The 20,119-nt window shown below is 68.4% G+C and carries 25 protein-coding genes and 1 pseudogene; 8 read left to right on the top strand and 18 right to left on the bottom strand.

The window, feature by feature from the left end; translation table 11 throughout:
• Window positions 1–201 precede the first annotated feature (201 nt).
• Window positions 202–954 (bottom strand): GntR family transcriptional regulator, encoded by a 753-nt coding sequence (locus tag QSK17_RS10550; RefSeq protein ID WP_285704410.1) that lies wholly within the window; start codon window positions 952–954, stop codon window positions 202–204.
• A gap of 182 nt (window positions 955–1,136) precedes the next feature.
• On the opposite strand from QSK17_RS10550, the gene QSK17_RS10555 reads away from it, so the two are divergent.
• A complete protein-coding gene (locus QSK17_RS10555; protein WP_285704411.1) occupies window positions 1,137–1,328 on the top strand; it encodes a hypothetical protein in 192 nt (63 codons plus the stop codon).
• 223 nt (window positions 1,329–1,551) lie between these two features.
• On the opposite strand, the gene QSK17_RS10560 is transcribed toward QSK17_RS10555, so the two are convergent.
• The 10 genes from QSK17_RS10560 to QSK17_RS10605 all read right to left on the bottom strand — a co-directional run bounded on the left by QSK17_RS10560 (window position 1,552) and on the right by QSK17_RS10605 (window position 7,272).
• Window positions 1,552–1,851: a hypothetical protein gene (locus tag QSK17_RS10560; RefSeq protein ID WP_285704412.1), complete on the bottom strand. Its 300-nt coding sequence runs from the start codon at window positions 1,849–1,851 to the stop codon at window positions 1,552–1,554.
• 248 nt (window positions 1,852–2,099) lie between these two features.
• Window positions 2,100–2,549: an ester cyclase gene (locus QSK17_RS10565; RefSeq protein WP_285704414.1), complete on the bottom strand. Its 450-nt coding sequence runs from the start codon at window positions 2,547–2,549 to the stop codon at window positions 2,100–2,102.
• 222 nt (window positions 2,550–2,771) lie between these two features.
• On the bottom strand, window positions 2,772–3,395 hold the full coding sequence (locus QSK17_RS10570; RefSeq protein ID WP_285704415.1) for a DNA-3-methyladenine glycosylase I: 624 nt from the start codon (window positions 3,393–3,395) through the stop codon (window positions 2,772–2,774).
• A 4-nt stretch (window positions 3,396–3,399) separates the two neighbouring features.
• A complete protein-coding gene (locus QSK17_RS10575) occupies window positions 3,400–4,071 on the bottom strand; it encodes an alpha-ketoglutarate-dependent dioxygenase AlkB family protein (protein WP_285704416.1) in 672 nt (223 codons plus the stop codon).
• Window positions 4,068–4,592: a hypothetical protein gene (locus QSK17_RS10580; RefSeq protein ID WP_285704417.1), complete on the bottom strand. Its 525-nt coding sequence runs from the start codon at window positions 4,590–4,592 to the stop codon at window positions 4,068–4,070. Before QSK17_RS10580 ends, QSK17_RS10575 begins: the two co-directional genes overlap by 4 nt.
• Window positions 4,580–4,870, bottom strand: a complete 291-nt coding sequence (locus QSK17_RS10585) for an Ada metal-binding domain-containing protein (RefSeq protein WP_285704418.1) — start codon at window positions 4,868–4,870, stop codon at window positions 4,580–4,582. Before QSK17_RS10585 ends, QSK17_RS10580 begins: the two co-directional genes overlap by 13 nt.
• Window positions 4,867–5,607, bottom strand: coding sequence for a 2OG-Fe(II) oxygenase (locus QSK17_RS10590; RefSeq protein ID WP_285704419.1), 741 nt, complete (start codon window positions 5,605–5,607; stop codon window positions 4,867–4,869). Before QSK17_RS10590 ends, QSK17_RS10585 begins: the two co-directional genes overlap by 4 nt.
• On the bottom strand, window positions 5,604–6,221 hold the full coding sequence (locus QSK17_RS10595; protein WP_285704420.1) for a methylated-DNA--[protein]-cysteine S-methyltransferase: 618 nt from the start codon (window positions 6,219–6,221) through the stop codon (window positions 5,604–5,606). Before QSK17_RS10595 ends, QSK17_RS10590 begins: the two co-directional genes overlap by 4 nt.
• Window positions 6,218–6,709 (bottom strand): RNA polymerase sigma factor, encoded by a 492-nt coding sequence (locus QSK17_RS10600; RefSeq protein ID WP_285704421.1) that lies wholly within the window; start codon window positions 6,707–6,709, stop codon window positions 6,218–6,220. The genes QSK17_RS10595 and QSK17_RS10600 overlap by 4 nt, the downstream gene beginning before the upstream one ends.
• 50 nt (window positions 6,710–6,759) lie before the next feature.
• Complete coding sequence (locus QSK17_RS10605; RefSeq protein ID WP_285704422.1) at window positions 6,760–7,272, bottom strand: methylated-DNA--[protein]-cysteine S-methyltransferase; 513 nt, start codon at window positions 7,270–7,272, stop codon at window positions 6,760–6,762.
• A gap of 207 nt (window positions 7,273–7,479) precedes the next feature.
• On the opposite strand from QSK17_RS10605, the pseudogene QSK17_RS36400 reads away from it, so the two are divergent.
• Both QSK17_RS36400 and QSK17_RS10615 read left to right on the top strand, forming a co-directional pair.
• Window positions 7,480–7,581: pseudogene (locus QSK17_RS36400) on the top strand (flavin reductase family protein); the annotation flags it as partial.
• 67 nt (window positions 7,582–7,648) lie between these two features.
• Complete coding sequence (locus QSK17_RS10615) at window positions 7,649–8,803, top strand: acyl-CoA dehydrogenase family protein (protein WP_285704424.1); 1,155 nt, start codon at window positions 7,649–7,651, stop codon at window positions 8,801–8,803.
• On the opposite strand, the gene QSK17_RS10620 is transcribed toward QSK17_RS10615, so the two are convergent.
• The 4 genes from QSK17_RS10620 to QSK17_RS10635 form a co-directional block, all read right to left on the bottom strand.
• Window positions 8,800–9,618 carry an ATP-grasp domain-containing protein gene (locus QSK17_RS10620; protein ID WP_285704425.1) on the bottom strand — a complete coding sequence of 273 codons (819 nt, stop codon included), beginning with the start codon at window positions 9,616–9,618 and terminating at the stop codon, window positions 8,800–8,802. The two genes, QSK17_RS10615 and QSK17_RS10620, sit on opposite strands and share 4 nt — an antisense overlap.
• A 99-nt stretch (window positions 9,619–9,717) precedes the next feature.
• A complete protein-coding gene (locus QSK17_RS10625) occupies window positions 9,718–10,587 on the bottom strand; it encodes an SDR family oxidoreductase (protein WP_285704426.1) in 870 nt (289 codons plus the stop codon).
• Between the two features lie 111 nt (window positions 10,588–10,698).
• Window positions 10,699–12,273 (bottom strand): glycoside hydrolase family 3 protein, encoded by a 1,575-nt coding sequence (locus QSK17_RS10630; protein WP_285704427.1) that lies wholly within the window; start codon window positions 12,271–12,273, stop codon window positions 10,699–10,701.
• Between the two features lie 32 nt (window positions 12,274–12,305).
• Window positions 12,306–13,664 (bottom strand): alkaline phosphatase D family protein, encoded by a 1,359-nt coding sequence (locus QSK17_RS10635; RefSeq protein WP_502889179.1) that lies wholly within the window; start codon window positions 13,662–13,664, stop codon window positions 12,306–12,308.
• A 176-nt stretch (window positions 13,665–13,840) separates the two neighbouring features.
• Here QSK17_RS10635 and QSK17_RS10640 point away from each other — a divergent pair, with 176 nt between their 5' ends.
• The 3 genes from QSK17_RS10640 to QSK17_RS10650 all read left to right on the top strand — a co-directional run bounded on the left by QSK17_RS10640 (window position 13,841) and on the right by QSK17_RS10650 (window position 17,415).
• Window positions 13,841–14,539, top strand: a complete 699-nt coding sequence (locus QSK17_RS10640; RefSeq protein WP_502889180.1) for a TetR/AcrR family transcriptional regulator — start codon at window positions 13,841–13,843, stop codon at window positions 14,537–14,539.
• A complete protein-coding gene (locus QSK17_RS10645; RefSeq protein WP_285704429.1) occupies window positions 14,536–15,216 on the top strand; it encodes a DNA alkylation repair protein in 681 nt (226 codons plus the stop codon). Before QSK17_RS10640 ends, QSK17_RS10645 begins: the two co-directional genes overlap by 4 nt.
• Before the next feature lie 174 nt (window positions 15,217–15,390).
• Window positions 15,391–17,415 (top strand): hypothetical protein, encoded by a 2,025-nt coding sequence (locus QSK17_RS10650; protein WP_285704430.1) that lies wholly within the window; start codon window positions 15,391–15,393, stop codon window positions 17,413–17,415.
• Here QSK17_RS10650 and QSK17_RS10655 read toward each other — a convergent pair.
• The 3 genes from QSK17_RS10655 to QSK17_RS10665 all read right to left on the bottom strand — a co-directional run bounded on the left by QSK17_RS10655 (window position 17,402) and on the right by QSK17_RS10665 (window position 18,702).
• Entirely contained in the window at window positions 17,402–17,857 is a 456-nt protein-coding gene (locus QSK17_RS10655; protein WP_285704431.1) for a hypothetical protein, read from the bottom strand. The genes QSK17_RS10650 and QSK17_RS10655 overlap by 14 nt on opposite strands.
• Window positions 17,858–17,922: 65 nt before the next feature.
• A complete protein-coding gene (locus QSK17_RS10660; RefSeq protein WP_285704432.1) occupies window positions 17,923–18,219 on the bottom strand; it encodes a hypothetical protein in 297 nt (98 codons plus the stop codon).
• Between the two features lie 273 nt (window positions 18,220–18,492).
• Window positions 18,493–18,702 carry a hypothetical protein gene (locus QSK17_RS10665; RefSeq protein ID WP_285704433.1) on the bottom strand — a complete coding sequence of 70 codons (210 nt, stop codon included), beginning with the start codon at window positions 18,700–18,702 and terminating at the stop codon, window positions 18,493–18,495.
• A gap of 95 nt (window positions 18,703–18,797) precedes the next feature.
• Between QSK17_RS10665 and QSK17_RS10670 the strand changes: the two genes are divergently transcribed.
• Both QSK17_RS10670 and QSK17_RS10675 read left to right on the top strand, forming a co-directional pair.
• Window positions 18,798–19,070, top strand: a complete 273-nt coding sequence (locus QSK17_RS10670; protein WP_067132944.1) for a GntR family transcriptional regulator — start codon at window positions 18,798–18,800, stop codon at window positions 19,068–19,070.
• Between the two features lie 258 nt (window positions 19,071–19,328).
• Complete coding sequence (locus tag QSK17_RS10675) at window positions 19,329–19,934, top strand: plasmid pRiA4b ORF-3 family protein (protein ID WP_285704435.1); 606 nt, start codon at window positions 19,329–19,331, stop codon at window positions 19,932–19,934.
• Window positions 19,935–20,119 lie beyond the last annotated feature (185 nt).

Below are 20,119 nucleotides of genomic sequence, written 5' to 3' on the forward strand. Positions count from 1 at the left end.
GAGGGCGTGCGCCTCCGCGCGACCACGACGGGTGTCCAGCGGGAGCGGCCTTCCAGCGGCGTTCGCCCGCCGGATGGCGGCCTTCTCCAGCGCATGGAGGGGGCAGGCCGTGACTGGTGCGACGGCGAGCGGGCCCCGCGGTCGCCCGCGGGGAGGAATAGGGGGGAACGCCCCGTCAGGCGACGGGGGATCCGTGGCGCGTCATCGGGCTTCCAGCTCGTATCTGATGAGGTGCTTGTCGGCGGGGAGCACCGACACCGCGACACGGACGGGGACGCCTTCGGGGTCGTATCCGACCCGGACGTAGACGACGACGGGCGTGCCCGGTTCCAGCTGGAGTCGCGACGACTCGTCGGGGGTGGGCATCCGGGCGGAGATGTCGTCGATGACGCGGACCTGGGGGTGCCCGAGCTCTTCGAGCACCAGGTTGGCGCCGCGCCTGATGTCGCCGGGCCGGGCGATCTCCGACTCCGCCACGAAGGCGTGCGGGAAGTAGGAGTCGTTGGTGTTGTACGGCTGGCCGTCCACGAAACGGAGGCGGCGTCGTACGACGGCGAGGGCTCGGCCGGCGAGGGCGAGGCGGGTCGCCACGTCCTCCGGCGGCGCGACGATGGCGACCTCGATGTCCTGGTCGGCCGTGCGGCCCTCGGAGCTGACGGCGTGCACGAACGCGTCGATGCGGGGCCCTCCCGCGCGGAGGGACTGCAGCTCGCCCTGCGGGCGGATGAGGAGCGGACGGCGCTCTCGGACGAACGTGCCGCGACGGCGCATCCGGAGGATGAGGCCCTCGTTCTCGAGCTCTCCCAGCGCGAGCCGCACGGTGTTGCGGCTGACCGCGTGGGCCTCCATGAGCTCGGCCTCAGTGGGGATCTGGTCGCCTGGCCCGAGCGCCCCCGTGTAGATGGCCTTCCGCAACTCGGCGGCCACCTGCTGGTAGAGCGACGATCGTGCCATTTTCCCTCAATCTACCCTTTTGTTCCAACAAATTTAGACGATCTCTGTCTTCCTGCAAACAACCACTTGACCTGAGCGCGCGGACCGCGCATCATCCAAACGTTGGTACAAATCCATCCAATGGGAGCGGGCCGCCGCAAGCGGTGCCCAACACCTACCAGAGCAGCGGAAGCAGGATGTCGGTGCCGTCGGTATCTACCGAACTGACCGTCTGGTGCGAGAACGGGGTCTTCGCCTGGAATGTGGGCGGAGTCGTCGTGACCCACCCGGCGGACGATCCGGCCGGCGCCGCACTGCTGATCATGCGCCACCAGACGGGATCGGCCGGTCCCGGTACGGACGACCGGCCGCCACGGACTCCGCGCGATCAATGACCGTCACGACCCCAACCCTCGCCGGGGTCGTGACCGTCTCGCCCGGAGCGTGACGTGTCCTGGCGGGCCCCCCACGCCCGCCAGGACGCGTCACGTCACTTCCGCCACCCCCAGCGCACACCCGCCCGTATCGGCCCTCCACTCGGGTCCGCGCGACCGGCCCCAAAGTAGCTCTCTGTAATCGCGCTTACGGATTGTGTTTCCACTGTCGTTCGGGCTTGTTTCATAGGAGCGCGAGTTCGACGACGCCCAGCGCCGCGAGCGGGAGGCCTTCGCCGCCCAGGCCCGTCCGGCCCGTGACGGAACCGAGGCCGATGCGTCCATGGACGTCTTCAACGCCATGGCCGAGATCCGCATGGCCGCCTCGCGGACGCTGGCACGGCTGCACAAGCAGCAGATCGCCTTCACCGCCGATCGCGCCGAGGCCATCACCACCGGCTCCGCCCTGGACGACGCCGCCCTGGCGAAACTTCACGCAGGCCGAGAACGATGTCGCCGACGTGATGATCTGGCTGCGCTGCAACCACGGGCGCGAGGTCAGCTATGCCGAAATCGCGGCCGGCGTCGAGATCCCCAACGGTCACCGGCTGCGGCAAGCCGTCCGCCTCGTCCGCGTGATCGCGGCCAACCGGGGCGACCGCCGCACCTGGTCAGCAACCCGATCAGCGCCGTGCCGATCGACGACGGCGGCCCCACCGCACAGTGCGGTGGGGCCGGTCAAGCCGGTCAGCAGCAGTCAGCTCTCGCCCCGGCGGCGAGCGAGCGCTCAGCTCAGGCGGTAGGGATGATTCCGAGCTGCTGAAGGACCTTCACACCGTCGTCGAGCCCGAGCTCCTCGACGATGAGACCGTCCTGGATCTTGAGCACCGTCGTGCCGGTGAAGCGGAGCGTCTTGCCGGACGCCGCCGGCGCGGAGCCGATGGGAAGGTCATCGAAGATGATCGGCCCGGTGTGCGTGCCGCCGCCCTCCCACTGGCCGACGACGTAGTCGCCCTCGGCGATGAGGTCCGCGGTGCCCCAGAAGTTGAGGTCCGGGAACGCGGTGCGGAAATTGGTCGCGAACTCGCGCACCTCGTCGCGACCGCGCATGGGCTTGTGCAGCGAGTACTCGAACCGGATGTCCGGAGCGGCGAGCTCGTCGATGATGTCGGGGTTGAAGGGGTTGCCCCAGAACTCCGTAAACCATCGGCCGACAATGGCCTTGTTCTTCTCGAGCGACATGGGTTTGTCCTTTCTGTCGGTAGCCACCGGTCCGCCAGCAGGCGTGGTGACATTTCGAAGACGCTGGTCGAAGCCGATACGTGAGATTGGCGGTGAAGATTCACGGGCGAAGGCCGGTGTCCGCCCACAGATGCATGAGCGCGTAGGAGCGCCACGTGCCCACGCCGCAGCGATGGTCCGCGCCTGGTCGACAGTGAGTTGAGCGAGCTTGCCCATGAAGGGTCACGATGTCCAGATTCCGGAGCTGCCCCGTCGATGCGAGCCGAGCAGATGGGTGTCGACGATGCCGATCGCCTCCATGAGGGCGTACATGGTGGTCGGGCCGACGAAGGCGAATCCGCGTCGGCGCAGCTCCTTTGACAATGCGACCGACTCGGCGGACTTCGTGGGGATCTCTGCGAAGGTCTGGGGGCAGGGCGTGCTCTCGGGTCGGAAGGACCACACCAGCTCGGCCAGGCCCATCTCCTCACGCAGCATGATGGTGGCGCGGGCATTGGTGATGGTCGCCTGGATCTTCTGCCGGTTGCGCACGATGCCGACGTCGGCCATCAACCGCTCGACATCGGTCTCGGTGTACGCGGCGATCGCGTCCGGGAGGAAGTTGTCAAACGCCGCACGGAATGCGGGTCGCTTGCGGAGGATCGTTGCCCAGGACAGACCCGCCTGAAATCCTTCGAGACTGACGCGCTCGTAGACGCCGCGTTCGTCCGTGACCGGCATGCCCCACTCTGTGTCGTAGTAGTCGCGCAGCAGAGGGGCGGCGGCTGCCCATGCGGGCCGGGCGAGCCCGTCATCGCCGACGACGACGCCGGGGTCGGCGGTGATGCTGCTCGCATCCTGTGTCATTCGATCACCCGTCAAGCCCTGTCATTCGCATCGTGATGTTGATCCGGCCGCGACTGATGCCGCATCCCTCGGGGGCAGTGCTCTCGTGCACCTTGGTGACACCGTGGTAGGCCAGTCGGGCGGGTCCGCCGAAGACGAAGAGGTCGCCGGAGGCCAACAGCACGTCGGTGAACGGTTTGCCGCGGCTTTCCGTGTTGCCGAATCGGAACGTGCAACTGTCGCCGATGGACAGCGATACGACCGGGGCGCGGGAGATCTCGTCCTTGTCCTGGTGCATTCCCAAGCGGGCCCCCGCGTCGTAGTAGTTCACCAGCGCGGTGTCGGGCGTATAGGAGCGGATCGCGGCTGCGTCGTGGCCGGTGGCCTGGAGGGCATGTCGTCCCAGGCGGATCATCCAGTCAGGGAACGGAAGGACACGGGCGCCGTTCACGTCGGTGGCCTCTCGCGTGTACTTGTACGGTTGCCAGTGCCAGCCCAGACATACGGTGCGCACCGACATCTCGTGTCCGCGGACCTTCGCGGCGCGGATGGGGACAGGGCCTTGCACCCACTCGCGGAACTGATCCACGATCCACTTCTGCTGTTCCCGAGTCAGCCAATCAGGGACCAGGGTGGCGCCCGGGGCGACCTCTCCCCCGTCACGCTCGGGGATCTCTAGAGTGAACAGCGCTGTCATCGCTTGCCCTCCATGTGTGTGAGGTGCACGAGGGAATCGTGCGCAACGAGCCAGGAGGTACCGTCTGCGCTTGCGCCGGCCAGGCCGTCCAGATTGGTCAGTCCGACGAGTGCGAGAGTGCGCGGGTCGCCGATTCCGGCGGTCGCGAGGGTGCGTGCGGGGCTCCAGGGAGTCGACCACAGCAGCCGCCGGGTCATCTGTGCCCAACCGGTTGCCGGCCCGACCATCACCCATAGGTCGGGGTCGGCGGCGGCGAACCGTGACGCGTGACGCAGCCAGGAGGCCCCGGTCTCGGGCCAGGTGATCGTGTCGAGAGTTCCGCCTCCTGTGCGATCCCAGGCCGATTTGATCAGGCGTGAGGTCGCAAGGGCGTGAGGGGTGCGGCCGGAGCCGATCACGATATTGCGGGCACGGCGGTCGCGGGCAATTCTGATGACGGTCGCGACCTCGGCATCTGTAGCCGTCAGGTCCGCGTTATAACTCGCTGACGTCTTCAGCAAGGGGCTGGTCAGGGCTTCCATCGTTCGCTGTTCTCTCGGGCGGTCTTCCACGTCTGAAAGCGGTCCTTGCAGCAGGCTCCGCAGGGGCGGAACTTGGCGGCGACCGCCGTGGCCTCGTCAGCGAAGAAGACCCGGTGCTTCACGTAGCCGCCGCGAGCGATGGCGCGCAGCGCGGCGAGACAGTCGAGTCGCCCGTAGATCTTCGAGCCGCGATGGCCGCCCCACAGCCCCTTGACCGCAGACCGATAGGGACGGCCGTCTGCCCCCAGAAGGGTGTACGTCTTCGTTGCGTCGCTCATGCGGCGTCATGGAAGACGAGAGCGAGGGTGTGACGTTCGCCGGACCGGATGGCGGATACGCCGTGCCGAACCGGCGCGGCGGACCATCCGCGGGCGGACTTGACGGGTCGGTCGCGGGTGGTGAAGAGGTATCCGTGACCGTGCGGCAGCAGCGTGGCCGTGCCCCGAGACTGGGCGCGCGGGCGCTGTTCCAGCAGCAGGAACTCGCCACCCGTGTGATCCACGCCTGGCTCGTTGAGGTTGATCACGACCTGCAACGGGAACACGAGGTCGCCGTACAGGTCGCGATGCAGAGCGTTCCAATCCTTCTCGCCGTAGTGGAGCAGGATCGCCGAAGACTTCGTCTGGCCGGCGTCGTGGCACATCTGAAGCCACTCATCAAGCGAGTCAGGCCACGGTGCGGGCCGGCCGAGCTTGGTCCACCAGTCGCGGGCGATGGGAAGCAGCCGCGGGTACAGCGCCTGCTTGAGCCGCTCGATCGGTTCCGGATACGGCGCGTTGAAGTATCGGTACTGGCCCTCACCGAAGCGGTGCCTGCCCATGTTGACGGTGCTGCGGAACAGGCCGTCCTGCTGGTACAGCTCCCTGATCTCCACGGTCTCCTCCGGGGTCAGCAGTTGCGGCAGTAGTGCGCCGCCGTACTCGTTGACCTCTGTGGTGATCGCCTCCCAGTCGCCAGACTCGACGCGGCTGTACCACCGATCCGTCTTCCTCCTGGTCGCCTTCGCGATGCTCATGCTGCGGCCTCCAGGTTCAGCAGCATGGTCTTGGCCTCGAGTCCGCCGATGTAACCGCCGAGCGTGCCGTCGGTACGCAGCACACGGTGGCACGGGACGACGATCGGCAGCGGGTTGGTCGCACAGGCGGTGCCCACCGCTCGGACGGCCTTGGGGTTGCCGACGAGCTCGGCCATGTCTCGGTAGCTGCGGGTCTGGCCGTACCCGATCTCGGGCAGATGCGTCTGCACGAGGCGCCGGAATCCGCGAGACAGGGACAGGTCCAGCGTCAGGTCGAAGACCTGGCGGTGCTTGGCGAAGTACTCGTCGATCTCGCGAGCCACTACGTCCAGCCGCTTCGGGGCGCGCAGGATGCGCGGGCTGAGCTTCTGGCCGAGGGCTTCCAGGACTCGATCGTGGTCCTCGCGGGCGTACGCCACGCGGACCAGTCCCTTCGGGGTGGCGGCGAGCAGCAACTTGCCGACAGGTGAGTCGATGGTGGTGTAGGCGACATCGAGGAGATCGGCTCGCTCTGCCGCCTGCTCCAGACGGCGGTGGAGCCGACTGAGAGTGCCGGCGTCCACAGGCGTCGACAGCAGGGCGGTCATGTCGTCATCGTGGCGAATGTCGTTCATGATGATGCTCCTCTCGTGATCGCGCCCGGATATTTCTTCCTGAGATTCCTGAGCCCGTCTGCGGCGGCTCTTCTGGCCGCGTCAACGGTGCCGCCGAGGATCTCCGCGATCTCGGCGTATGCCAGCCCCGCCACATAGCGGTAGGCGACAGCCTGGCGTTGTTTGCTCGGGAGCCCTTTCACTACGGCCCACAGGTCAGAGTCCCCAGAGTCTGGGATGTCCCGCCCTGTCGGTGCTTCCGGTACCTCGTCGACTGGTAGGGGATTCCTTTTCGCGACACGCAGCACGTCGATCGCCTTGCGATGCGCGATCGTCACGAGCCATGCCTCCACGTTCGCCGTCTCAGGCAGGTCGGGATAGGCGCGCATGGCGGAGAGGAAGGTCTCCGACCATGCGTCGTCCGCGTCGTGCGGGCCGAGGACGACCCGGCAGACGCGCAGCACGGTTGCGCCGTGCTGCGCGACTACGTTCTCGAACGGTTGTTTCATGTCCATCCCATTGAAGACATACTTGTCGGTGACAAACGTGAGTTTTCCGGTCAGAACAACCGTCCAGCGCTGACCGCAGGCGGCTCTTCAAGCTCCAGCAGCGCCTGCTTGCGCTCCAGTCCGCCGGCGTATCCGGTGAGGGAACCATTGGAGCCGACGACGCGGTGGCACGGCACGAAGATGCACAGCGGGTTCGTACCCACGGCCTGTCCGACCTGTTGCGCGAGACTGCGGTCTCTGACCTGCTCGGCGATCCGACCGTAGGTGGTCGTGTCACCGCACTGAATGCTCTTCACGATGTCCCAGACGGCGTGCTGGAACGCGTCACCCTCGGCGGCGAGCGGAAGATCGAATTGCCTGCGTCGACCCGCCAGGTACTGGCGCAGCTGTCGGGCAGCTTCGTTCAGCAACGGGTCCGTGGAGTCGGCCACCTCGGGGCCGAACGTCTCCTGCGAGGGCCGGCGGACGTGGTGCCTGAAGTACAGGCCGGCAATCGTCTCGCCCTTTGCAACGAGCGTGATCGGTCCAAGGCGGGTCTCGATCACGATGTGTCGAGTGCTCATCTGCGTTTCCCTTCTCCCGGCTGGTAGACGTGCGCCGCTCGCAGAACGTGAGATTTCAGATGGTGTCCCGGCCGGTCCCTGTCTGGTCGCCGGTTCCAACCAAGCGCTCGCTAAGGTGGGCGCAGGACGCGGGCGGGACCGAGGGAGGAAGCGCCAGGATGAGCACCGACGCGGCCCGGCCGGTCCCTGTCCTGGAGCCTCTCACCCTTGGGCGGTCCCGTCTTCGACGGCACCCTCGCCTGGCTCGACTGCACGATCGAGGCCGAGCACCCGGCCGGGGACCACGTCATCGTGGTGGCCCGCGTCAACGGGCTCGACAAGCACGAGGACGGCAATCCGCTCGTCTTCTTCCGCGGAGATTACGGACGGTCCACGCATGACGCTACAAAGCTTCAGAGAAGAGGTCAGGGACTGGCTGGAGGCCAACCTGACCGGCGAGTTCGCCGACGCGCGGGGCCTCGGCGGCCCGGGGCGCGAGCACGAGGGCCACGAGCTGCGGGTCGCCTGGGAGCGCCACCTCGGCGCGGCCGGCTGGACCTGCCTCGGCTGGCCGAGCGAGTACGGCGGCCGCGACGCGACACTGGACGAGCAGGTCGCCTTCCATGAGGAGTACGCGCGGGCGAACGCCCCGGCGCGGGTCGGCCACATCGGCGAGGGCCTGATCGGCCCGACCATCCTCGACTTCGGCACGCGGGAGCAGAAGGAGCGGTTCCTGCCGCCCATCCAGCGGGGCGATGAGCTGTGGTGCCAGGGCTACTCCGAGCCGGACGCGGGTTCCGACCTCGCGAACGTGCAGACCAGGGCCGTGCTCGACGGCGACGAGTGGGTCGTCACCGGGCAGAAGGTGTGGACCTCGCTCGCCCACGTCGCCGACTGGTGCTTCGTGGTGTGCCGTACCGAACCGGGCTCCCAGCGGCACGCCGGCCTGTCCTACCTGCTGGTCCCGATGGACCAGCCGGGGGTGGAGATCAGGCCCATCACGCAGATGACCGGCACCGGCGAGTTCAACGAGGTCTTCTTCGACGGCGCCCGCACGGCCACCGCGAACATCCTGGGCGCGCCCGGCGACGGATGGCGGGTGGCGATGGCCACGCTCGGCTACGAGCGCGGTGCGTCCACGCTCGGCCAGCAGATCGGCTTCCGCCGGGAGTTGGCCGCGGTGATCGAGGCCGCCCGCGCGTCAGGCGCGATCGACGACCCAGTGCTGCGGGACCAGCTGACCCGGTCCTGGCTGGAGCTGGAGATCATGCGCCTCAACGCCCTGCGCACGATGACCTCCCTGAGCGCGGGCGAGCCCGGCCCCGAGGTGTCGATCGGGAAGCTCTACTGGTCCGAGTGGCACCGCAGGCTGGGCGAGCTGGCGCAGGCCGTCCAGGGCCGGGCGGGGCTGGTCGCCGAGGGCGAGCCGTACGACCTGAACGACCTGCAGCGGCTGTACCTCTTCAGCCGGGCCGACACGATCTATGCCGGTTCGAGCGAGATCCAGCGCAACATCATCGCCGAGCGCACCCTCGGCCTGCCCCGAGGTTAGCTCCGGAGCATCGTGGCCAGGGCGTTCGCGAAGAGGCCGGGGGCGTCCAGCTCGTAGCGGAGGAACAGATACGGCTCGGTGAGCTCCAGCTCGATCAGAACGGGCTCACCGTCCGGCATCCGGACGAGATCGACCCGCGCGTAGAGCAGGTTCTCGGACACCTTGCTGAGGACCAGCTCGGCGACCTCGAACTGGTCGGCGTCCGGGTCGCGCAGCGTCGCCCTGTTGTTCAGGTCGAGCTCAGGGCCTCCCGCCAGCATCGGGTGCCGCCGTACGGCGTGGCTGAACTCGCCGCCGAAGTAGAGCAGCGACAGCTCGCCCTCGTGCTCGACGGTTTCGAGATAGGGCTGCACCATGACGGTCCTGCCCTGGCTCACGAGCTCGGTGGCGTGCGCCTGCGCCACGGCCCGGTCGGCGGTCCGGATGGTGTCCCGCGCGCCCGCCGAGATCGCGGGCTTGACCACGTACTCGTCCCACTCGGGGATGTCCTTGTCGCTCCAGTGCGTGGGGACGGTCGGCACGCCGAGGTCGCGCAGGTAGGTCTTGTCGGTGTTCCATTCGAGCACGGACGCGGGGTTCAGCAGCCGGGTCACCCCGCCCGTCCGGTGCGCCCACGCGACGAACTCGTCCCGGCGGTCGATGTAGTCCCACGCGGAGCGGACCACCGCGGCGTCGAATGAGGCCCAGTCGACCTCGGGGTCGTCCCATCGCACCGGCGTGCCCTCGATGCCGGCCCCCAGCCAGGCCGCGAGCGCGGTTTCCCGCTCGTCGTCGTGGCCCAGCGGATCGGCGAAGGTGACGTAGGCGACCTTCATCGTGCTCCCATCCTGTCGTGTCAGTACCTAAAAATCGTACGGACGTGTCAACAGCGAAGGCGGCACGCGGTGGGCCTCAGGCCGAGCCGTACACAGGCATCAGGCCGAGCCGTACACGGGCATGGGGACGGGCGCGTGGGCGAGCAGCCCGGCGACGGCGGCGCCCACGTCGGCGCGGTTCCAGTCGGCCCGGTCCGCTCTGGGGCCGTGCCGCCATCCGGTCGCCAGCGAGATCGCACCACCTCCCACCTCGAAGACACGGCCGGTGACGTGCCGCGATCCGGCCGATCCCAGCCAGGCGGCCAGTGACGCCGCGTCGGCCGGATCGAGCGCCTCGACGGCGGGCTCGACGACGTCGCGGGCGGCGTTCGGGGCGATCGCGTTGACGGTCACGCCATACCGCTCCAGCTCCGCGGCGGCGACCTGGGTAAGCGCGGCGATGCCGGCCGTCGCGGCCGCGTAGTTGCCCTGGCCCGCACTGCCGAACAGCCCGGCGCCCGACGACGTGTTGATCACCCGGGCGTCCACGATGTATCCGGCCGCGGCCCGCTCCCGCCAGTACGCCCCGGCATGCCGCAACGGCAGGAAGTGGCCCTTGAGGTGGGCCCGGATCACGTCGTCCCAGTCCCGCTCGGTCATCGACACGAGCGCGCAGTCACGGGTGAAGCCGGCGTTGCCGGCCAGGACGTCCAGCCTGCCGAAGGCGCTCAGCGCGGTCTTGACGAGCCGCGCCGCGCCGTCCCAGTCCGCGACGTCGTCGCAGTTGGCGACCGCCTGACCGCCCGCGGAGCGGATCTCGTCCACGACGTCACGGGCCGGGGCGCCGCCGCGGCCGAAGCCGTGCGGCCCCGCGCCGAGATCGTTGACGACGACCTTCGCGCCCTGACGGGCGAACTCCAGGGCTTGCGCGCGCCCGATGCCGCGTCCCGCTCCGGTCACCACGACAACCCGGCCCCGGCAAATGCCCATTTATCGCCCCTTCCACCGTGAATTCCGACAGTGTTCTCGGCATCCGCATGGTCTGTCCAGGGTCGGAAGACCCTGGTGAGAACCAGGGTGACACGCCGAAAGGAAGGGTGGTCAGACGCGCCCGATGAGCACCTCTGCCGCGGCCTGCCCGCAGACGCGGGCGGCCCCGTGGGTGGCGATGTGCACCGCCCCCAGGTCGGTACGGCCCGGCAGGCCCATCTCCACCACCACGCCGTCCGGCCGGGCGGAGAGCAGGTGCGACAGCGTGTCCAACTGCCACGGGTGGCGGTGGGCGTCCCGTACGACGACGACCAGGGGCCGTCCGGCGGCCCGGCCGAGCGCCGCCGGTGGAACGCCGTCCGCCACGTCGGACTCGCGCAGCCGGGTGACGGTGGTCCCCGGCAGCATCCGCCCGAGCGGCTCGGCGGCACCCCACGGCATGTTCTTGTCGATGGCGAGGTTGGTCTCCGGCGCGAGCTCGACCACGTGCGGCGACTCCGCCAGTGGCAGCACGACGGCCGCTCCCGCTCGCGTGGTGACCCGGATCGCGCGACGGGCCGCCACGAGACCGATCCCCACCGGGGTCCCTGGGCCGCTCCCGTTGGCTCCGGGACTCCCTGCCGCCTGTCCCCCTGACCGCCCAGCTTGCCCGGACCGCCCTGCCTTCCCCGCCTCCCCTGTCTGCCCGGCCTGCTGGGCCGCGTGCCAGGAGGCCAGTTCGCGGACCCGGCGAGCCGCGTCGGCGAGCCGCTCCTCCGGCAGCCGCCCCTCGACGACCGCGGCCACGATGGCGCGGCGGATGTGCTCCAGCGCCTCCTCGTCGCTGTTCTCCCCGCCCACGCACACCGCGTCCGCGCCCGCCGCGACGGCCATGGCGCTCGCGCCTCCCAGGCCGTACGGCCCGGAAACGGCGGCCATCTCGATGCCGTCGGTGACGATCAGCCCGTCGAAGCCGAGCTCCTTCCTGAGCAGGCCGGTCAGGATCCGGGGGCTGAGCGTCGCGGGCAGGCCGTCGTCATACGCGGTGACGAGCAGGTGCCCGGTCATGATCGAGCGGACTCCCTCCCGGATCGCGGCGCGGAACGGCCACAACTCCACTTCCGCGAGCTCCTCCCGCGACACGGTGACCTGGGGAACGCCGTGATGGGAGTCCACCGCCGTGTCCCCGTGCCCGGGGAAGTGCTTGGCGCAGGCCGCGACGCCCGCCGACTGGAGTCCACGGATCCAGGCGGCGGTGTGCCGGGCGACCAGTTCGGGATCGGCCCCGAACGCCCGCAGCCCGATGACCGGGTTGTCCGGATTCGAGTTGACGTCGGCAGCGGGCGCGAAATCCAGGTTCACCCCCGCGGCGGCTAGGTCGCGTCCCACGTCGCGGGCGACCTGCTCGGTCAGCTCCTCGTCGTCCACCACGCCGAGCGCGTAGTTGCCCGGCCGGGAGCTGCCCGTACGGGCCTCCAGCCGGGTGACGTCGCCGGCCTCCTCGTCGATGCCGACCAGGACGTGCGGGTTCTCCGCGCGCAGCGCCGCGGTCAGGTCGGCGAGCTGCCCGGGGCTCTCGACGTTGCGCGAGAAGAGCACGACCCCGGCAAGGCCATCGGCCAGCCGCCCACGCAGCCAGTCCGGCGGCGCGGTTCCGGGGAAGCCGGGCAGGATGACGGTGTCGGCGAGGCGCAGCAGATCACGCATGCCCGCAACCTAATAGGAAACTTTCCTATTTGCTAGGCTACCTCACCTCCTATTTGGCGCAGTTCACCGTCCACGACCTCGAACCCGGCGACCGTGGAGACAGGGGCGTCCGGCCGGTCCACGTACTCCACGGCGCGGTAGTCGGCCCGGAACCCGTTCATGTCCGCCGTACAGGAGACATAGCCGCGGCGGCCGTCGAAGAACCGGAGGTGCGGGTTGAGATCGAGGACGGCCCGGGCGTCGGTCTCCGGCGGCATGCCGGTCACCGACGCGCCGGCGAACTCGGCTCCGAGCGCCTTCGACCCCGGATCGGCCCGGTCGGCCCGCAGCTCACCCGCCCAGCCGTTGTACGCGTCACCGCTCAGCACGACCAGGCCATCAGGAGCCCCGGCCAGCACGCGGGCACGGCTCTCCGGATAGGCGTCCCACGCGTCGACGCTCGTCCTCCCCTCCGGGAAGACCCGCTGGGAGAAGAACGCGGACTGGGCCAGCACCTTCCAGCGAGCGGTCGCACTCTTCAGCCGCCCGAGCAACCACTCCTCCTGCGCGGCGCCGAGCATGTCCCCGCCGTCGCGGTGCTGGCGGGTGTCGAGCAGCATGAAGTCCACGACCCGCCCGTACGGCCGCCAGCGGTGGACCCGCAACGCCGCCCCGGCCGGCCGTACGCGCAGCGGCATGTGCTCGTAGTACGCCTTGAAGGCGGCCGTCCTCCGCTTGAGGAAGGCGGCCGGGCTGGAGCCGTCGCCGGGCAGCGCGCCCGCATAGCCGCGGCGCACCTCGTGGTCGTCCGGGACGGGCAGCCACGGTGCCGCGGCGTGCGCCGCCCGCAGGTCGGGATCCATCCGGTAGAGCGCGTACCGGTTCCGGTAGGCCCCGAGCGTCGCGCACTCCGTCTCCGGCTCCAGCGGGCGCACGTACCGGCCCGGCGTGGGGCCGTCCGGCTTGCCGTTCTCGTATATGTAGCCACCGAGGTGCAGGATCACGTCGGGCCGCTCGTCGGCGAGATGCCGCAGGGCGGTGAAGTGGCCGTGCTCGTAGCGTTGGCACGATACAAATCCGAACCGCACGGGGGCGGTGGACGCGGGATCGGGGGCGGTCCTGGTCCGGCCGACCGGACTCGCGTGGGAGTCCACCGAGAACCGGTAGAAGTACTCCGTGCCGGGCCGCAGGCCCGAAACCCTGACATGGACGCTGTGCGCCCAGTCGGGCTGCGCCGGGGCCGTGCCCGACTGGATCACGCGGGCGAGCTTCTCGTCCTCAGCGATCTCCCAGCGTACGGTCACCGTCTGGTTCGGCATGCCGCCCGGCCGCGTGGGATGCAGCGGCTCGGGGGCGAGACGGGTCCACAGGATGACCCCGTCAGGAAGCGGCTCCCCCGAGGCCACTCCCAAGGTAAACGGATACCCCAATTTCACCATAGGAAGGATCCTGCACAATAAGTGACCTTCGCGATGCCAGGTTGCGCAAGTCCGGGCTACAACAAGCGCTTGGTATAGTCCGGCGGGCACGGTGAGCAGGTGATCCGCAACAGCAGTTAGGCGAGCAAGCCATTGCTCGGACCCTCATAATGGGTCGTGTGAACCAGCGAAAGAACTCCGGTGGCGCCACCGCTCCCCCGGTCAGACGCCAGGGCACGGCGAAGCGGGCCGCCACCTCCGGCTCGGCGTCCGAGCGGCGGGACCACCTCGTCAAGCTCGCGGCGGAGCTCTTCGCGCGCAAGGGCTTCCAGGCGACCACCGTCCGGCAGATCGCCGACGAGGCCGGCATCCTCTCGGGAAGCCTCTACCACCACTTCGACTCCAAGGAGACGATCGTCGACGAGGTGCTGCGCACCTTCCTCGAGGATCTCACCGCCCGCTACCGGGCCATCCTGGAGAGAGGGGGCGACGCGCGCAGCGTCCTGTCCGAGATGGTGCGGGTCGGGTTCGGCACGCTGGAGCCGCACCGGGCGGCGATCACGGTGATGCAGAACGACTGGAACTACCTCCGCTCCCTCCCCGGCGACCGCTTCGGCTACCTGGTGAAGGCCGAGGACGAGGTCGAGCGGATGTGGATCGAGCAGATCAAGCGCGGCCAGGCCGAGGGGCTGTTCCGCGACGACCTCGATCCCAAGCTGACCTACCGGCTGATCCGCGACACGATCTGGGTCGCGGTGCGCTGGTTCCGCCCGGGCGGCAAGCTCAACACCACCACGTTGGCCGAGCACTACATCACCGTGCTGTTCGACGGCCTCGCCACCGGTGACCGGACCAGCCAGCAGGCATGATGCTCCTCAAGGCCGTACGGCACGCCCTCGCCGAGGCGGCCGACCCGGCCAAGGCCCCGGTCATGCAGGCGTACATGAAGTCGGATATGCCGTTCCTCGGCGTGCAGGCCGTCCCCCGGCGCAACGCGCTGAAGCGGGTCTTCGCCGAGCACCGCCTCGGCTCGGCCCCCGAGTGGCGCAGGACGGTGCTCGCCCTCTGGCGCGAGGCCGAATACCGCGAGGAGCGGTACGCCGCGATCGAGCTGTCCTCGCACCGCTTCTACCGCTCCTGGCAGACGCTCTACACCATCCCGATGTACGAGGAGATGGTCGTCACCGGCGCCTGGTGGGACCTGGTGGACGACATCGCCGTGCATCGGATCGGCACGCTGCTGCGGCTCTACCCGGAGAGCATGCGCCGGCTCATGCTGGAGTGGGCGTACGACCCCGATCTCTGGAAGAGGCGCACCGCCATCCTCTGCCAGAACTCCTTCAAGGAGCGGACCGACCCGGCGCTGCTGTACGCGTGCATCGAGCCGAGCCTGTCGGACATCGACTTCTTCGCGCGCAAGGCCATCGGCTGGGCCCTGCGCGAGTACGCGAAGACCCGTCCCGACGAGGTCGTCCGCTACGTCGACCACCACGGCATCTCCGGCCTGAGCCGCCGCGAGGCCCTGCGGAACCTTCCCACGCGTTAGCGCTGGGAGATTCCACCGGGTCGGGCAGGTGCTCGACGGGGACGCGCGCCAACGGGTAGGCACCCTCGGCGATGCTCCCCTTGACGAGGCTCGTCGCTTGAACGGTCTTGCATCGGCGGGCGATCCGGCGCGGAAGCTCTCGAATCCCGAGGCCTCTTCGCCCATGATGGCGGGATGGACGACGCGCTACACCTGCCGTCAGGGGCCGGACCGCTCGCCTCGGAGTTCGCCGGCATCGACCCGTCACTGATGAACGGTTTCATCAGCGAACTGGAACGGACCGGGCAGGTGATCGCAGAACATGCCGAAGGGATCCGCAGGGAACTGGCCGCCGTCGATCTGCCTGCCACCGATCTCGCCCCGGTCAGGGAGATCGGCGGCTGGGCCGAGGAACAGATCCCCCGCCTCCGTCAGCGGGCGGAGACCATCGACGTCACCCTGCCGTGGCTGCCCAGTGCGGGCTTGCAGCCGTATCAGGAGAAACCGTTGCTCGCCCCCGGGGACGCGCGACGCCAGGGCACCGACCTGGCCAAGAAAATCATGGCCATCGCGCCCGGAGCTTTCACGCTCACCAGCCCCTCACCCTCTGATCGGATGTCCATCGACAGGATGGCCGCCGTCATCGGAGCGCTCCGCGACCACCAGCACGACGCGAACTTCACCGCGGCCTTCTTCGCCACGCTCGGCGCCGACGGCACCCGACGGCTCGCCGCCGTGCTTCGTGGCCGTCTCCCAGATAAGGCGATCGATGCCGCCCGTACGGCGTTCGCCACCGCGCTCAGGGGCGGGACGAAGGCCCCTGGGTTCGCCACGGTCGCGGAGGAACTGCGCAAGAGCACGGGGACGGACGTGAAAGGCGTCGTCGACCTGCTGAAGCCGGGGCCGTACCCGACCGAGTGGCTCGCGGGGATCGCCGCGGTCGTGCTCAACGGTCAGGTCTACGGTATGGCTGACAGCGGAAACCTCGCCCCGCTTCTGAATCTCCTGGCGGCCAACCCCGCAGCGGCACGGCTGGCTCTCGGCAAAGTGGCGCGTCTCGGCCCGCCCTCCGCCTGGGAGAAGGACCTGGAACTGGCGTTTCCGGTGCGCGGGGAAAGTACCAAGCTGTCGGTATTTCTCACGAAACTCGGTGCAAGGGCCCGGCGGGACGCCACGACTGCCGACGCCTTCGGGCGTCTGCTGGCTGCGGCGTCGGGCGCCTCCGACGAGAAGCAGGGCGAGCACAGCCGGGAGGCCGCGTTCTTCGCCTACACGGTGATGACCACGGTCGACGACATCCACCTCGATGACGCGACTCGCGTGCACCTGGGGGAGCTCGCCGGTTCGTACGCGCCGGAGATCACTTTGGGTGCAGACATCGAAGCCGTGGACGCGACCATGGAAAGCGGTCAGCTGCCCTCCCCCGGAGTGTTCGAGCCTGTTCTCGTTCCGGGCTTGCGCGGCGCGTTCCGGCTGAGCCCCAAGGACACCTTTCGGTTCCTGACCACCTTCGCGGCCAAGGCCGAGACTCGGGCCCCGTTCGACGCGGGCATGGGCGAGCTCACCCAGCGACTCCTTCCCAAGGTGTCTCGGCTGGCGAAGGACGGAGATATCTCCGCAATGCGTCTGCTGTTCAGGATGCTCGGGAACGTCCGAGGGTTCGAACTGGCCGCCGCCATGCGGGTGCTCGCACCGAGAGACGAAGTGAAGGAAGACGCAGCCAAAGCCGAGAGCTTCATAATCGGCACCGAGCTGGGCATTGTCGGCCTTGTTCCCGCGTTCGCCGCCCACGCGCTCCTTTGGACCGTGCTCTCTACCGGAGTGTCCTATTACTACACATACGGAGCGGATCCGAAGAAGGATGCGGATGAGCTGCAGAAGCTCATTAAATTCGAGGTTCTGGGGCGCAAACACAACGTCGCCGAACTTCTTATGCAGCAAGGTTTCACGCCACGGGTTCCCCCCGACCAGACCTCTCACGGTAAGGGGTCTCTCATCACAGACAAGAACGGCTCGCTCTTGCCCTTCGCAGAGATCAACAAGAGCGGCGAGAAGGGCAGAGAGGCACTGAGACAGTGGTTTATCGACAATGGATCGGGCGGCTCAAAAGAGACGGCCCTGGGAAATATTTCAAGTACTCAGGCCGACGGTTTCGAAGGGAGAAGGCAGGTCGGCTACGAGACGGCCCTCGCTTACGAGGGAACGCTCACGACCGACTGAGACACTCAGTCTCGCCTCGGACCACGTATCGCCCCGTCACCGAATCCAGGACCAGAAAGGTTCTGGTTACCTTGTTCGCTAAACGGTATGGCCTCTCCATCGGATCGGCGAGATGGTACTTATGATCGGCAGCACGTCCCAGAGCTCCGACGAGTGCATCATTCGCAGAACCTGGATCCAACCTTGGGTCAGCGTCTTCCCCTGTGGCGGCGAAGGTGCGTTTCGCCTTTCCTTCTCCGCAGGAGATGTTCTTCCCGCCGGGATCCGTTATCCGGACATTCAGCGCACCGCGCTCCTTGAGAAGTCGCAAGACGTGAGTTTGCAGGCTGGCGGCGGCTTCGGCCACGGTGGGCTCCCGCTCGCCGCAGGCGACCACGAGCAGGGCAAGCAGCGAGAGCGATCCGATGAGCCGCGCGGGAGAGCTGTGACGAGAACGGGACATGAAATATCCTCCGAGTCTGGCCGCCTGAGCGCACGATCTCACAGGAGACGGGCCTGTTCGATCGCTCATCGGACATGACCAAGCAGGATGTTCGTCCACAGCCGCCGGGCAGGGACGGCGCGGAGCCACTCGCTCTCGGTGACAACGGCGCCGTCGGCGGCGCGATAGTGGCGGCGGACGAAGAGCAGGCCCCCGGCCTGGCACAGCTCATAGACGATGTCCTGGCATTCGCAGGTGTGCTCAAGCACCCGGATCCGAATCGCACGCGGGTGACGCTCTCGCCAGTCCAGCCTTTCCCAGCCGGCCTTCGGGTGTGCGGGGTGGACGCCGTGATACCCGGCGGGCAACTCGTCGATTGCCATGCCGGTCGTCACCTCCTCACTGTGAAGCGTCTGCGTAATCCGTGGTGGCCCCCGCAGAGGGGCACTCGGGGGCGGGCGGCTCTGCGGGGGCGGCGCCCGCCGACGGGATAGGGAAGGCGCCGCCGGCAGGCGCGGTACAGCGGTGGCCTCCTCACCCACCCCCAGTGCGCAGGGAGGCCACCCGTCCAAAAGCCCCGGTCAGCGGACCATCCCGCTCTTGGGGCCGAACTTCCAACTTGTGCGGTGCCTGAAAGCCAGGCGGTCTGCGTACGGTCACCGGCGAGCTTCTTGGGCGCGAAGGAGGGCGAGGAAGGCCGGGAGCTCATCAGCGCAGACCGTCTGTTGAAGCCCGGTTCCGATCTCCTCGAAGGAGAGTCGCTCACCGCGCCTGGTGGCGTAGAAGGCGCCCGCATCGCTACGGAAGAACACCCATGCGGGGAAGCGGTCCCGCACCTCGTCGAGGTCGCAGCCGACTGTTGACATGAGACCAGGGTAGGAAGATTTGGCGAGCTTGTCTATAGGGCACCATAGGGCCATCCGGAAGACGATGGGAAATCACCGATTCCTACAGTGGTGCTGTGATCGAGTTCCGCGAGGATCAGCCCAGGTGGGAGCAGGTAGCCAGGGTGATCCGCGACCGCATCGTGGTGGGTGAGTACCGCCCGGGATCACGGGTGCCCAGCGAAAACGACCTCATGCAAGAGTTCGGCATCGCCCGCATGACTGCCCATAAGGTGATGCGGGCTCTCCGCGCCGAAGGCACCATCTACACAGTCCGGGGCATGGGAAGCTTCGTCGCGCAACCGGACGGACAGACCGGTACCAACGACCCCGTAGAAGTCGACGAGTAATCCACACCCGGCAACCGCAGCGGTCTGTGTAGGCCATCGTAAAGCGCCGTCGGCGGCAGCCAGCGCGACCTTGGGGCGCTGAACCAACTGCTATGAGTGGGCGCGCGACCGGGCCGACTGCTCCAGCAACGTCCGTTGATCGTCATTCCACGCCGCCGTGAATGGCTGCGCGTCGGCGTGCCCCTGGACGTGTCTAGCGCGGTTGATCATTGCGGTAGCGGGTGAGCGCGCCAGGTATGGGTACGGCAAGATGCCGTCATGACTTCCCCGCGCACAACCTCCAGCGCCCGAACGACCCCCACAGTCCACCAGATCAAGGTCACGCTGGCCGGGTCACGGCCGCCGATCTGGCGGCGTTTGGAAGTCCCGTCCGCGATCACGCTGCGCGCGCTGCACGACGTCATGCAAGCCGCCTTCGGCTGGGAGGACTACCACATGTGGGTCTTCGAAAGCCCGTTGGGCCGCTACGGCGTCACCGACCGCGAACTGCGGATCAACAGCGCCTCCGCCAAGCAACTCAACCAGGTAGCCCCCGGACAGGGAGACCGGCTCAGCTACACCTACGACTTCGGGGATGACTGGGAGCACACCATCGTCGTCGAGGCCGTCACCACACCCGAGCCTGGCATCGCCTACCCACGTTGCCTCACCGGCCGCCGGGCCTGCCCACCCGAGGACTGCGGCGGTATCTGGGGCTACAACTACCTCCTTGAGATCCTCGCCGATCCCAAGCACGAAGAGCATGAGGATCGGCTGGAATGGCTCGGCCTCGACTCAGCCGACCAGTTCCACCCCGCCGCCTTTGACCTGGCTCGTACAAACGCCGCGGTATCCAGCCTGGCAGCAATCCTCATCAAGGAGTGATCGCGCCCCGGCCAGCCGGCAGGGGCCCTGGCACGATCAACCCGGCGCAGCGCTGGCTCGCCCGCGTTCTGACATGGGGACGACGGTCTCCCACGAGGCCCGCTCTCCGACTACGGAGCCGGAGAGCGGGTCGACAGGCATGCCCGGGTCGTGTTTCGTGGATCCATTTGGCCGGCCGCGGTCGC

The sequence above is a fragment of the Microtetraspora sp. NBRC 16547 genome, assembly GCF_030268965.1.
GTDB lineage: Bacteria > Actinomycetota > Actinomycetes > Streptosporangiales > Streptosporangiaceae > Microtetraspora.